Below are 13280 nucleotides of genomic sequence, written 5' to 3'. Positions count from 1 at the left end.
CATGTCTGAGAACGTGCAGATGCCGGCCCTCGGCGAGTCCGTCACCGAAGGCACCGTCACCCGTTGGCTCAAGTCGGTCGGCGACACCGTCGCCGTCGACGAGCCGCTGCTCGAGGTCTCGACCGACAAGGTCGACACCGAGATCCCGTCGCCCGTCGCGGGCGTGCTCGAGCAGATCCTCGTCCAGGAGGACGAGACCGTGGAGGTCGGTACCGACCTCGCCGTGATCGGCGACGGTTCCGGCGGCGGCGACGCCGCGCCCGCCCCCGCGGCGGCCGAGGAGCCCGCGCCCCAGGCCGCGCCGGAGCCCGAGCCGGAGCAGCCGGCCGCGCAGGAGGCCCCCGCCGAGCCCGCCCCGGCCCAGCAGGCCGCTCCCGCGCCGCAGTCCTCCGGCGGTGAGGAGATCAGGCTCCCTGCGCTCGGCGAGTCCGTCACCGAGGGCACCGTGACCCGGTGGCTCAAGTCGGTCGGCGAGACCGTCGAGGTCGACGAGCCCCTGCTCGAGGTCTCGACCGACAAGGTCGACACCGAGGTCCCCTCGCCCGTGGCCGGCACCGTCCAGCAGATCCTCGTCCAGGAGGACGAGACGGTCGAGGTCGGCACCGTGCTCGCGATCGTCGGCTCGGGCGCCGCCCCGGCCGCCGCCCCCGCGGCACCGGCCGAGCCCGCCCAGGAGGCCCCGAAGCAGGAGGCTGCGCCCGCCCCGGCCCCGACCGAGGCGCGCACCCCGGCGAGCGAGGCGGACGTCCCGGCCCAGGCCGCGCAGGAGGAGACGCCGGCCCCGGCCACGAGCGCCCCGGCCCCCGCGGCCGAGAAGCCCGCCGCGCCGTCCGCACCGGGTGCGACCCCGGCCCCGGCCGCGAAGGCCGGCGGCACGTACCTCACCCCGCTCGTGCGCAAGCTCGCGGCGGACAAGGGCGTCGACCTGTCGACCCTCACGGGCACGGGCGTCGGCGGCCGCATCCGCAAGGAGGACGTGCTCGAGGCCGCCCGCAAGGCCGAGGAGGCCAAGGCCGCCCCCGCAGCTGCCGCTCCCGCGGCTCCCGCCGGTGGTGCCCCGAAGAAGGCCTCCGTCCCGGCCGTCTCGCCGCTGCGCGGCACGACCGAGAAGACGAGCCGTCTGCGCAAGCTCGTCGCGAGCCGCATGGTCGAGGCGCTGAGCACGCAGGCCCAGCTCACGACGGCGGTCGAGGTCGACGTCACCCGCGTCGCCGCCCTGCGTAACCGCGCCAAGGCGGACTTCAAGGCGCGCGAGGGTGCGAACCTCACGTTCCTGCCGTTCTTCACGCTCGCCGCGGTCGAGGCGCTCAAGGCCTACCCGAAGATCAACGCGACCTTCGGCGAGGACGAGATCACCTACCACGGCCAGGAGAACGTCGGCATCGCGGTCGACACCGAGCGCGGCCTCGTGGTCCCCGTCATCAAGGACGCGGGCGACCTCAACCTCGCCGGCATCGCGCGCAAGATCGCCGACCTCGGCGCACGCACGCGTGCCAACAAGGTCGGTCCGGACGAGCTCGCGGGCGCGACGTTCACGATCACCAACACCGGCTCGGGCGGCGCCGTCTTCGACACGCCGATCGTCCCGGTCGGTCAGGTCGCGATCCTCGGCACGGGCACCATCACCAAGCGCCCGGTCGTCGTGACGGACGCGGACGGCAACGACACGATCGGCATCCGCTCGACGTGCTTCATCTTCCTGTCCTACGACCACCGCCTGGTCGACGGTGCGGACGCCGCGCGCTTCCTCACCACGATCAAGAACCGCATCGAGGAGGGCGCGTTCGAGGCCGAGGTCGGCCTCTGACGCTCCGCGCTCCCTGACGCACGCCGCGAGGCCCCGACCACCCACGGTCGGGGCCTCGCGGCGTTTCCGTGACCTGGCGCGGGCCGGTCGCGGAGAAGTTCCCGGCCACGGGTGCGCGGGACGGTCGCGGCCCCGTAGCGTGGCCCCATGGACATCGTCGTGGCGGGCTCGCACGGATTCATCGGTGCGGAGCTGCTCGAGCGGCTGCGCGAGGACGGCCACCGCGTGCGCCGGCTCGTGCGGCGTGCCCCGCAGACGTCCGACGAGCACGAGTGGGACCCCGACGCCGGCGTCCTGGACCCCGGCGTGCTCGCGGGGGCCGACGCCGTCGTCAACCTCGCGGGCGCAGGGATCGGCGACCACCGCTGGACGACCGAGTACAAGCGCACCCTGGTCACGTCCCGGACCCGGACCACCGGGCTCCTGGCCCGGACCATGGCCGGCCTCGACGCGCCACCGCCGGTCTGGGTCCAGGGCTCCGCGATCGGCTACTACGGCGACCGGGGCGCGCAGCTGCTCACCGAGACGTCGGCGTCGGGCGACGGGTTCCTCGCCCGGCTGGTCCGGGAGTGGGAGGCCGCGACCGCGCCGGCCGAGCAGGCGGGCGTCCGCGTGGTCCACGCCCGGACGGGCATCGTGCTCTCCTCCGAGGGCGGTGCCCTCGGCCGGCTCCTCCCGCTGCTGCGGCTCGGCGTCGGCGGACGCCTCGGCCCCGGCACGCAGTACTGGAGCTGGATCACGCTGCGCGACGAGGTCGACGCGCTGCGCCACCTGCTCACCGCTCCCGTGCACGGGCCCGTCAACCTCTGCTCCCCCCACCCGGCCACGAACGCGGAGATCACCCGCGCGCTCGCGCGAGAGCTCCACCGCCCGGCCGTGCTGGCCGTCCCCTCCGTCGCGCTGCGCGTCGTGCTCGGCGAGCTGGCCTCGGACATCCTCGGCTCCCAGCGCGCCCTCCCCACCGTGCTCGAGGCGAGCGGGTTCACCTACTCCGACCCCCTGCTCGACGACGCCGTCCGGCGGGTCGCCGAGCGGCGCTGACGCCTCGCCCCGACGTCCGAGCCAGGTCGGACCGGACCCCGCGGCGGTGCGCCTCAGCGCACCTCGACGACACGCCACCCGGCGTCGGTCCAGCGGAGCACGAGCACGACGGTCGTCCGCGGCGTCGCGGGCACCTGCAGCTCGTCGCCGTCCGTGCGCTGCCGGTGCGCGCTGACGGCGTAGTCGACCTCGACGACCGCGTCGGCGGGCACCGTGCCCGCCCCGGCCGCCGCGGGTGACCAGCCCTCGACGGGTCGGGCGGCGAAGACCTCCGCCCGCGCGCCGAGCACGTCCACGCCCTCGAGCGCCGCCAGCACCGCGGCGTCCCGCGCCTCCGCCGACGAGCCCGCGACCACCACCGACGACAGGTCGCCCGTGCCCTCGGTGAGCAGCGCGAGCCGGCGCGCCGTGAGGGCCCGTGCGGCCCCGGCCGGGTCGTCCGGGTCGAGCACCGCCCTCGCGTCCTCGGCCGGCTCGACGGCGGTCGCGGCCGTGCTCGGCGCCCTCTCGCCGCCGTCGGGCGCGGCCGTCCGCGACGGTCCCAGGTGCACCGGGAGCACCACGAGCGCCGCGCACCCGGTGAGGATCGCCAGGCTCGTGCCGACGGCACGAACCGCCCGTCGCCGTCGGGCCCGCGCGCCCCGCCCACGGGGCCCGGTCCCACCACGCGCGGCGCTCCCGGACACCGTCCGTACCGCGACGCCGGGCCGCACGGTCCGCCGACCGCCGAGAGCACCGGCCACGAGACGCGCGGGGTCGGGCATCACGACCGGTCGCGGCACCACGGCGTCGTAGCAGCGCGCGGCGAACGTCCCCGCGGCAGGTCGCGCGGACGGTTCGTCGCGCAGCGCCACCGCGAGCTCGGCGTGGAGCGCCGCGAGGTCGCGCGCCTCCTCCGGGTCGCCGGTCGCGCGGTAGGACGGGTGGCTCGACGCCGGGGGCGGCACGAGGTCGAGCACGACCCGGGCGAGGTCCCGCACGTCGTCCGCCGCGGTCCCGCGCGCGGGCGCCAGCGCCGGGCGCAGGACGGCCCTCCCGCTCGGCGTGACGACCACCGACGCCGCCTCGAGGCTCCCGTGCGCGCGCCCGTCCCGATGGAGCCGCGCCAGGCCCTGCGCGACGGGGACCAGCACCGTGACCGCCTCGGCAGCCCGGAAGGGCCCCCGTGCCGCCGCCAGCTCGTCGAGACGCAGCCCGTCGACGTGGTCGGTGAGCACCACGAGCGACGACTCCCCCGCCTCGACGACACCACGCACCGCCACGACGTGCTCGTGCTCCTCGGAGAGCGCGTGCAGGTGCTCGACCAGCACCGCACGAGCCCCCGGGCCCTCGGGGACCTCCAGCCGGGCGATCTCGCACACCGTGCCCGCGTCGTCGTACGCGACGGACCCACCGCTCGCGCCGGGCTCCCGCCGCACCGACCATCCCGCGGCCGCGAGCACGGGTACCAGGTCGGCGACGGACTCCACAGGCGGTCGCGCGCGGCGCGACGTCGACGACGACATGCCCCCATCTCACCGCGTGCCGGACCCCGCCGTGCCGTTGTCCACAGGCCGGATCCTCCGCCCGGTGCCGCGTCCCGGGCGCGGGCGGGTCGGGACGCCGGGGCCGGACCCGAGCGCTCAGGTCCGGGTCCGGGCGCCCCCGGCCGGCTCCGCCCCGAGGGCGGTCAGACGTCGAGGAGGCGACCCTCGCGGGCGCTGCGACGGGCGGCGTCGAGGACCTCGGCGGTGCGGACGGCGTCGTGCGGGTCGACGGGGACGGGCCCGTCGTCGAGGATCCAGTCCGCGACGGCACGGTAGAAGTCGGCGTGACCGCCCGGTGCCTGCGGGACGGGCTCGCGCTCGCGACCGCGCGTGACCCAGCCGAGCGTGCCCTCGGGGGCGGCGTCGTCGAAGACCTCGAAGGGCGACGCGTCGTTCTCGAACGTCGTGACGACGTACGCCCCGGTCGTCCCGAGCACGCGCGTGCGCGGCCCGGGGGCGCCGACGACGGAGCCGGCCCAGAGGCGGCTCACGACCGCGTTCCCGTCGGCGTCGGGCGCGTGGTGGAGCACGAGGAAGACGTCGTCCTCGGTGGGGGTGGTGTGCGAGCGCAGCTCGGCCCACACGCCGGTGACGCGCCCGAAGAGCTGCGTCGCGGAGTCGACGAGGTGCGGCCCGAGGTCGAGGAGCAGGCCGCCGCCGACGAGGTCGTTCTCCTTCCAGCGCTGCTGCGGCACGGGGCGCCACCGCTCCCACCGACGCTCGAACGTGTGCACGCGCCCGATCTCGCCGCGGTCGAGCACGGAGCGCAGGGTGAGCTGCTCGGGGTCCCAGCGGCGGTTCTGGAAGACGGCGAGGGGCGTGCCCGCTGCCTCGGCCGCCTCCACGACGGCGCGGGACGACGCCGCGCCGAGCGCGAGCGGCTTGTCCACGACGACGGGTACCCCCGCCCGCGCGAGCGCGGTGGCGTGGTCGGCGTGCAGGGCCGACGGGCTCGCGACGACGACGACGTCGTAGGCGGCGCGGTCCGCGAGGAGCGCGTCGAGGTCGTCGTGCAGGTGCGCGTCCGGCCAGTCCTCGGCGGCGGCGGCCCGACGCTCGGGCGACCGGACGACGACCGCCGTGACCACGTGCCCGGCCTCGCGGACGAGGCGCGCGTGGATGCCCCGGCCTGCTCCCCCGTACCCGACGATCCCGACCCTGAGCGTGCGCGCGGCGGTGTCCATGCCGACCAATCTAGCCGTGACCGCGACGGGGGCCGGAGACGTCCGCCGGGATGGTCCGAGCACCCCCGCGAACCTGGCAGAATGTGCGCGTTGGTCCGGTATGGAGCGCTGCGTACCGTCTCGCGCGGGTCGGGCAGAGAATCGGTTTCGGGAAGGTCGTCCCTTGAGCACCACGAGCCGCCGCGTCCCTCGTCGGAGCGTCCTGCGCTACGTCCTGATCGCCCTGGCGGTCGCCATCGTGGTCGCGAACGTGATCAACCAGCAGTCCGTCGCCGCCGACGACGAGCCGGCCCCGACCCCGGGCAGCGCGCTCGAGGCGCTGGCGCGGCTCGAGGTGAAGGGGCCCGGCCCGGACACGGGCTACGAACGGGGGCTCTTCGGTCCCGCGTGGGCGGACGTCGACGGCAACGGCTGCGACACCCGCAACGACATCCTCGCGCGCGACCTCACCGACCTCACGTTCTCGACCCGGGGCGAGGTCTGCGAGGTGCGCACGGGCACCTTCCAGGACCCGTACACCGGCGAGACCATCGACTTCCGCCGCGGCAACGCGACGAGCATGGCGGTCCAGATCGACCACGTGGTGCCGCTGCTCGACGCGTGGCGCAAGGGCGCGCGCGCCTGGGACGACGAGACGCGTCGGCAGTTCGCCAACGACCCGCTCAACCTCCTCGCGTCCGACGGCCCGGCGAACCAGGCCAAGGGCGCACGGGACGCGTCCGCGTGGCTGCCCCCGAACCACGCATTCCGCTGCCCGTACGTCGCGCGGCAGGTCGCCGTGAAGACCGCCTACGAGCTCGCGGTGACGCCGTCGGAGTCCGAGGCGATGGCGCGCGTGCTCGCGGACTGCCCGGCCGAGCCGCTCCCCGCCGGCTGACCCGGCTCCCCCGGGCCCCGGTCCGTGCGCCCGAGCGCGCTCGGCCACCAGGCACGACGGCCGACGTCGTGCACGAGCGCGGGCACGAGCAGCGACCGCACCACGAGCGTGTCGACGAGGACGCCGAACGCGACGATGAACGCGAGCTGGGCGAGGAACAGCAGCGGGATGATGCCGAGCGCGGCGAACGTCGTGGCCAGCACGACCCCGGCCGACGTGATGACCGACCCCGTGACCGCGAGGCCCCGCAGGACGCCGCGCCGCGTCCCGACCCGCAGGCTCTCCTCCCGCACGCGCGTCATGAGGAAGATCGAGTAGTCGACCCCGAGCGCGACGAGGAAGCAGAACGCGTAGAGCGGGACGGCCGGGTCGGCGCCCGGGAAGTCGAGCACGTGGTCGAACACGATCGCGGCGACGCCGAGCGCGGCGCCGAACGACAGCACGTTGGCGAGCATGAGCAGCACCGGCGCGACGACGGACCGCAGCAGCAGGATCAGGATGAGCAGGATCACGGCGAGGACGACCGGCACGATGGTCCGCAGGTCGCGCTGGCCCGCGAGCTGCGTGTCGAGCCGCTCGGCGGCGGCGCCCCCGACCATCGCGTCGGGCGAGACGTCGTGCACGGCGTCACGGAGCGCCGAGACGGTCTCGACGGCCTCCTGGCTGTCCGACGGCGCGTCGGTCGTGACGTCGACCCGCACCTGTCCGTCGACGACGAGCGGTTCGCCGCGCGCGGGTGCGCCCGGCGCGGCGGCAGGCTGGTCGGTGACCGGCGTGGCGGCGGCGACTCCCTCGGTGCCCTCGGCGGCCGCGACGACCGCGTCGAGGTCCTCCTCGGGGGCGATCACGATCGCGGGCTGCGCGGAGACGCCCTCGAAGTGCTCCGTGAGCGCCGCCTCGCCGGCGACGGAGTCGACGTCCGCGAGGAACACCTCCGAGTCGCCCGTTCCCTCGGCGTCGAGCGTCGGGACGAACGCCGCGCACGCGGCGAGGACCAGCGCCGTGACGACCCACACGCGCCGGTCGTGCCGACCGACGAAGCTCGCGACGCGCGACCACACGCCGTGCCCGTCGACGCGCACCGCGTCGTCGCTCTCGACGGGCGTGGTCTGCGCGTCCGTCGCCCCGCCGTCGTGCTCGGCGTGCGCGCCCTCGTACCGGGGCATGCGCGGCCAGAACAGCGCGCGCGACCGCTGGCCGGCGACGAGCAGGAGGGCGGGGAGGAGCGTGAGCGCGGCGACGAACGCCGCGGCGATGCCGATCGCGGCGACCGGGCCGAGGCTGCGGTTGGACGACAGGTCGGACAGGAGCAGGCACAGCAGGCCCGCGATGACGGTCCCCGCGCTCGCGGCGACGGGCTCGACCGAGGCGCGCACCGCCCGCCGCAGCGCCACCGTGGTGGAGCGGACGAGGCGCAGCTCCTCCCGGTACCGGGCGACGACGAGCAACGAGTAGTCGACCGCCGCGCCCACGACGAGGATCGAGAGGATGCCCTGCGACTGCCCGTTGAGCGTGAGGACGTCGGCGGCGGCGAGGTGGTAGACGACGAGGCCCGCGAGGGTCAGCGCGAGCACGGCCGTGAGGATCACGAGGAACGGCAGGATCGGCGACCGGTAGACGATCGCGAGGATGACGAGCACGGCGCCGAGCGCGACGAGCAGGAGGACGGTGTCGATCCCGCCGAACGCGGTGACGAGGTCGGCCACGAACCCGGCCGGGCCGGTGACCCAGACGTCGAGCGAGGTCCCGGCGAGCCCGCCCTCGGACGCGTCCGCGGCGGCGAGGTCGCGCAGCGCGCCGACCGCCAGCTCGCTCACGCTGTCCTCGTCGGCGCCGATCCGGTCGGACGCGACGGACGCGTCGAGCGAGACGACGACGAGCGCCGCCTCGCCGTCCTCGGACGGCACGACGACGGGGTCGGCGACGGAGACGTCGCCGACGGTCGCGGGCTCGTCGCCCGACGTCCCCGCGAGCGGGGCGTCCGGGACCGCCCGGGCGAACGCGTCGAGCGCGGCGAGGTCCTCGGGCGTCAGGGCGCTGCCGTCGCCCGTCGTGGCGACGACGAGCGCGGGCAGGGTCTCGGAGTCGGTGAACTCCTGAGCGACCTCGGCGGCGCGCGTGGACTCGGCGCTCGCCGGGAGGAACGCGGCGGCGTCGTTCGTCTGCACGCTGCTCAGGCGCCCCTGGGCCTGCCCGCCCAGCGCGCCGATCGCCATCCACAGACCGATGACTGCGACAATGATCAGCCCGCGGAGGAACCCGCCCGTCCTATTGCTCAGCATGCTGAGGAATGGTGCCATGGCGGAGGGAGGAATGCACGTTGGAGCACGCGTCGAGCAGCGGCAGCACCGGGCGGTACGCCGGCCCGGACGTCGGCGACCCCACACCCACCGACCCCCGGGAGTGGGCCACCGGCCGCCTCCTGTTCGCCGTCGCCCGCCGGATCGAGCGGGAGTGGAACGCCCACCTCGGGCAGTGGGACCTCAACCATGCGGGCTTCCCCGTGCTCATGCACCTGCTCGCCGGACCTCGCTCGCAGCGGGTCCTCGCCGAGGAGTCGGGCGTGACCGAGCAGACCATGAGCAGGGTCGTCGCCCGGCTCGAGCGCTCCGGGTACGTGACCCGCACCGACGACCCCGCCGACCGCCGCCGTCGCGCCGTCGCGATCACCGCGGCCGGGCGCGAGGCAGGCCTGGCCGCCGCGCGGCGTCGTCCCGCCGAGGAGCTCGCGACCCGCGGGCTCGACGACGCCCAGATCGCGGCGCTGCGGGACGCCCTCCTCGCGCTGCTCGAGACGTTGCCGCGGACTCCCCACGACGAGGGCTAACCTGAGCCGATGGACCTGCTCGCGCTGCCCGGGATCACGGAGTACCACGAGGCCTGGGACCTCCAGCGCGCGGTGCACGACGACGTCGTCGCGACCACCCGGCCGGACACCCTGATCCTCGTCGAGCACCCCTCCGTCTACACCGCCGGCCGCCGCACGCGCCGTGACGAGCGGCCCGACGACGGCACGCCCGTCGTCGACGTGGACCGCGGCGGGAAGATCACGTGGCACGGCCCGGGCCAGCAGGTCGCCTACCCGATCGTGCGGCTCGCCGAGCCGGTCGACGTCGTCGCGTACGTGCGCGCGCTCGAGGAGGCCGTCATGGGCGTGTGCGCGCGGCTCGGCCTCGCGACGATGCGCGTCGAGGGACGCAGCGGGGTCTGGGTCGCTGCCGACGCGACGCGCCGCGAGCGCAAGGTCTGCGCGATCGGCGTGCGCGTCGCGAAGGGCGTGACGATGCACGGGCTCGCCCTCAACTGCGTGCCCGACCTCTCCCGCTTCGACCGGATCGTCCCGTGCGGGATCGAGGACGCCGACGTGACGTCGCTCACCGCCGAGCTCGGGCGCGAGGTCACGCTCGCCGAGGTCGCGCCGCTGCTCGTCGCCGCGCTGGAGGACGCGCTCACGCCGCTGCTCGCCGCGACCGCGTGGGACGACGCGCACCCGACCTCCCCGCAGGACGCGCTCGCGGGCTAGGCTGGGGACTCCAGGGAATCCTCGCGCGCCGGAGTACGGGTGGGTCGGCGCGCGGTAGGACGTACCCCGAGGACCTGGACCGCATGACCACCACCCCCGCGCGCCCGACGTCGCGCGCCCGCACCTCCCCGCCCCTGCCCGCTCCTCCCCGCCCCGACGCGCCGGGGCGCAGCGGCTACGCCCGGCTGCCGCAGCTCGCGGGCCGCGCGTTCCTCCCCGTGGCGTTCCTCGCCCGGCTCCCGTTCTCGATGCTCACCATCGGGACCCTGCTCCTGGTGTCCTCGACGACCGGGTCCGTCGCGATCGGCGGGCTCGCCTCGGCGGCGACCGCGCTCGGGACGGCGCTCGGCGGCCCGACCCAGGGCGCGCTCGCCGACCGCGTCGGTCAGCGCCGGGTCCTGCTCGTCGCCGTCCCCGTCGCGACGCTCGCCGTGCTCGGTCTCGTCCTCGCCGCCTCCGCGCCCGGCCCGACGGCCGCCGTCCTCGCCGCCGCGGCGGTGACGGGAGCGAGCGCACCGCAGGTCGGCCCGCTCGCGCGCGTGCGCTGGCTCCGGCTCGCCGCCGACGAGCCGCGCACCGTCGAGGCCGCGATGAGCTACGAGAGCACCGCCGACGAGGTGAGCTTCGTGCTCGGGCCCGCGCTCGTCGGCGTCCTGGCGTCGGCCGGCTCGCCGCAGGTCGCGGTCCTCGCCGCCGCGGGCGGCATCGCCGTCTTCGGCACTGCGTTCACCCTCCACCCGACGGCGCGCGCGACGGGCGCCCCCCTCCCCGCCACGACCTCACCCGGCACCGGCGCGGGCGAGAGCACGACGAGCGCACCCACGGGTGCCGTCGGGACGCTCGCGCTCGTACGGCGCGAGGCCGTCGTGCTCGTCGGGATGCTCGCGATGGGCCTCCTGTTCGGCGGGACCCAGGCCGCGCTCACCGCGCTGACCCGCGACGCGGGCGTCCCCGGGAGCGCGGGCCTCGTCTACGCCGTGATGGGCGTGGGCTCCGCCGTCACCGCGCTGTCGGTCGTCGCGCTCCCCCGCCGCTGGGGCCTGCGCAGCCGGTGGATCACGTTCGCTGCCGGGCTCGTGGCGGGCACGGTCGCCCTCATCCTCGCCGCCGCGAGCGGCTCGCTGACCGCCGTCGTCGTCGCGGTCGCCGCGACCGGCCTGTTCGTCGGGCCGGTGATGGTCACGGTGTTCACCGTCGCCGGCGAGCGCGCACCCGCCGGGCGCACGGCGTCAGCCATGACGCTCGTGGCGAGCGCGAACGTCGTCGGTGTGGCGGTCGGCGCCTCCGGTGGCGGCGCGCTCGCCGACGCCGTCTCGACGACGACCGCCTTCTGGCTGCCCGTCGTCGCGGCGGTCCTGCTCGTCGCGACCGGGGTGTCGTTGACGTCACGTCCACAGGGTGAGCGACGCGCGGGAGACGACGAGCGCGAGCGCGTAGTCTGACCGGAGTCCGGCGTCGTACCCGGGCGCGCGCACCCGAACGGTGCGCCCGCCCACTGCCTGCTCGGCGCGACGTCGGCGCTCACTCGCCACGACGACCGGGAGACACCCGTGACGATCGCACCTGAAGGACGGCGCATGCTGCGGGTCGAGGCCCGCAACGCCGCGACGCCGATCGAGAAGAAGCCCGAGTGGATCAAGACCCGCGCGACGATGGGTCCTGAGTACTCCGAGCTCAAGGGCCTCGTGAAGCGCGAGGGCCTGCACACGGTCTGCGAGGAGGCGGGCTGTCCCAACATCTTCGAGTGCTGGGAGGACCGCGAGGCGACGTTCCTCATCGGCGGCGACCAGTGCACGCGCCGCTGCGACTTCTGCCAGATCGACACGGGCAAGCCGGCCGACTTCGACGCGGACGAGCCGCGGCGCGTCGCCGAGTCCGTCCAGGCGATGGGCCTGCGCTACTCGACCATCACGGGCGTCGCACGCGACGACCTGCCCGACGGCGGTGCCTGGCTCTACGCGGAGACCGTCCGCCAGATCCACCAGCTCAACCCGGGGACCGGCGTCGAGCTGCTCATCCCCGACTTCAACGCGATCCCCGAGCTGCTCGGCGAGGTGAACGACTCCCGCCCCGAGGTGCTCGCGCACAACCTCGAGACCGTGCCGCGCATCTTCAAGCAGATCCGCCCGGGCTTCCGCTACGAACGCTCGCTGTCCGTGCTCACGCGGGCGCGCGAGGCCGGGCTGGTGACCAAGTCCAACATCATCCTCGGCATGGGCGAGACGATCGACGAGGCCAAGGAGGCGCTGCAGGACCTGCACGACGCCGGCTGCGACCTCGTGACGATCACGCAGTACCTGCGCCCGTCGCTGCGTCACCACCCGGTGGACCGGTGGGTCAAGCCCGAGGAGTTCGTCGAGCTGTCCGACGCCGCGGAGGAGATCGGCTTCCTCGGCGTCATGTCCGGCCCGCTCGTACGGTCGTCCTACCGCGCGGGACGCCTGTGGGGCCAGGCCATGACGCGCCGCGGCATGGAGATCCCGACGGCTCTCGCGCACCTCGCCGAGCCGACGACGTCCCGCCAGGAGGCCGCGAGCCTGCTGGCCCGTTCGCCCCACTAGACTGACCGGCATGGCCCGCAAGAACTCGGACAGCACCGGCGCGCCCGCCGCCGGCGAGCAGGTCGCGAAGCAGAAGAAGCCCAAGAAGCAGCGCTGGTACCACCAGGTGTGGGCCGCGTACCAGATGACGCGCAAGCAGGACCCCGCGGTCACGTGGGTCATGCTCGGCGTGTTCGTCGGCATCCTCGCCGTCGCGCTGGGCATCGGCCTGTGGTGGGGCCAGTGGGTCTACACCCTCATCGTCGGCATCCCGTTCGCGGCGCTGGGCGCGATGTTCGTCCTCACGCGTCGCGCCGAGCGCGCCGCGTACCAGCAGATCGAGGGCCAGCCCGGCGCGGCGCGCGCCGCGCTCGGGACGATCCGCCGCGGCTGGACGTTCGACGAGGAGCCCGTCGCGATCGACCCGCGCACGCAGGACCTCGTGTTCCGCGGCGTCGGCCGGGCCGGTGTCGTGCTGGTGAGCGAGGGTCCGGCGCACCGCGCGAAGCGTCAGCTCGACGCCGAGCGCAAGCGCGTCGCGCGCGTGCTGCCGAACGTGCCGATCACGACGATCCAGGTCGGAGACGAGGAGGGCCAGGTCGCCCTTCCCAAGCTCCCGCGCGCCGTCCAGAAGCTCAAGCCGTCGCTCACCAAGCCGGAGACGGCCGAGGTCTCCAAGCGCCTGCGCGCGCTCGGGGTCTCGCGCCTGCCGATCCCCAAGGGCATCGACCCGACGCGTGCGCGCCCCGACCGCAAGGGGCTCAAGGGGCGCTGACGCACAC

At 75.4% G+C, this 13280-nt stretch carries 11 protein-coding genes; 8 read left to right on the top strand and 3 right to left on the bottom strand.

Annotated features, from left to right (window positions below):
- Position 1: 1 nt before the first annotated feature.
- Together sucB and ACTJIY_RS17660 are read left to right on the top strand one after the other, a co-directional pair.
- Positions 2–1807, top strand: a complete 1806-nt coding sequence (gene sucB / locus ACTJIY_RS17665; protein ID WP_353709057.1) for a 2-oxoglutarate dehydrogenase, E2 component, dihydrolipoamide succinyltransferase — start codon at positions 2–4, stop codon at positions 1805–1807.
- Between the two features lie 147 nt (positions 1808–1954).
- A complete protein-coding gene (locus tag ACTJIY_RS17660; protein WP_440674976.1) occupies positions 1955–2848 on the top strand; it encodes a TIGR01777 family oxidoreductase in 894 nt (297 codons plus the stop codon).
- 53 nt (positions 2849–2901) lie between these two features.
- On the opposite strand, the gene ACTJIY_RS17655 is transcribed toward ACTJIY_RS17660, so the two are convergent.
- Together ACTJIY_RS17655 and ACTJIY_RS17650 are read right to left on the bottom strand one after the other, a co-directional pair.
- A complete protein-coding gene (locus ACTJIY_RS17655) occupies positions 2902–4353 on the bottom strand; it encodes a hypothetical protein (RefSeq protein WP_440674977.1) in 1452 nt (483 codons plus the stop codon).
- Between the two features lie 164 nt (positions 4354–4517).
- Positions 4518–5558 carry a Gfo/Idh/MocA family protein gene (locus ACTJIY_RS17650; RefSeq protein ID WP_440674978.1) on the bottom strand — a complete coding sequence of 347 codons (1041 nt, stop codon included), beginning with the start codon at positions 5556–5558 and terminating at the stop codon, positions 4518–4520.
- Between the two features lie 163 nt (positions 5559–5721).
- Here ACTJIY_RS17650 and ACTJIY_RS17645 point away from each other — a divergent pair, with 163 nt between their 5' ends.
- Complete coding sequence (locus ACTJIY_RS17645; RefSeq protein ID WP_353709053.1) at positions 5722–6435, top strand: HNH endonuclease family protein; 714 nt, start codon at positions 5722–5724, stop codon at positions 6433–6435.
- Here the strand turns inward: ACTJIY_RS17645 and ACTJIY_RS17640 are convergent.
- Entirely contained in the window at positions 6348–8717 is a 2370-nt protein-coding gene (locus ACTJIY_RS17640; protein ID WP_440674979.1) for an MMPL family transporter, read from the bottom strand. The genes ACTJIY_RS17645 and ACTJIY_RS17640 overlap by 88 nt on opposite strands.
- 38 nt (positions 8718–8755) lie before the next feature.
- Between ACTJIY_RS17640 and ACTJIY_RS17635 the strand changes: the two genes are divergently transcribed.
- The 5 genes from ACTJIY_RS17635 (at position 8756) to ACTJIY_RS17615 (ending at position 13273) form a co-directional block, all read left to right on the top strand.
- Positions 8756–9262 carry a MarR family winged helix-turn-helix transcriptional regulator gene (locus ACTJIY_RS17635; RefSeq protein ID WP_440674980.1) on the top strand — a complete coding sequence of 169 codons (507 nt, stop codon included), beginning with the start codon at positions 8756–8758 and terminating at the stop codon, positions 9260–9262.
- Positions 9263–9271: 9 nt separating this feature from the next.
- Positions 9272–9958, top strand: a complete 687-nt coding sequence (gene lipB, locus ACTJIY_RS17630) for a lipoyl(octanoyl) transferase LipB (RefSeq protein WP_353709050.1) — start codon at positions 9272–9274, stop codon at positions 9956–9958.
- Between the two features lie 83 nt (positions 9959–10041).
- Positions 10042–11400 carry an MFS transporter gene (locus tag ACTJIY_RS17625; protein WP_440674981.1) on the top strand — a complete coding sequence of 453 codons (1359 nt, stop codon included), beginning with the start codon at positions 10042–10044 and terminating at the stop codon, positions 11398–11400.
- Between the two features lie 108 nt (positions 11401–11508).
- On the top strand, positions 11509–12519 hold the full coding sequence (gene lipA / locus ACTJIY_RS17620; protein ID WP_440674982.1) for a lipoyl synthase: 1011 nt from the start codon (positions 11509–11511) through the stop codon (positions 12517–12519).
- A 10-nt stretch (positions 12520–12529) separates the two neighbouring features.
- Positions 12530–13273 (top strand): DUF4191 domain-containing protein, encoded by a 744-nt coding sequence (locus ACTJIY_RS17615; RefSeq protein ID WP_047233940.1) that lies wholly within the window; start codon positions 12530–12532, stop codon positions 13271–13273.
- Positions 13274–13280: the final 7 nt, after the last annotated feature.

The sequence above is a fragment of the Cellulosimicrobium sp. 22598 genome, from assembly GCF_052044445.1.
GTDB lineage: Bacteria > Actinomycetota > Actinomycetes > Actinomycetales > Cellulomonadaceae > Cellulosimicrobium > Cellulosimicrobium cellulans_G.
Note: the sequence above shows the minus strand (reverse complement) of the source record. Positions and strands in the feature narration are given on the sequence as shown.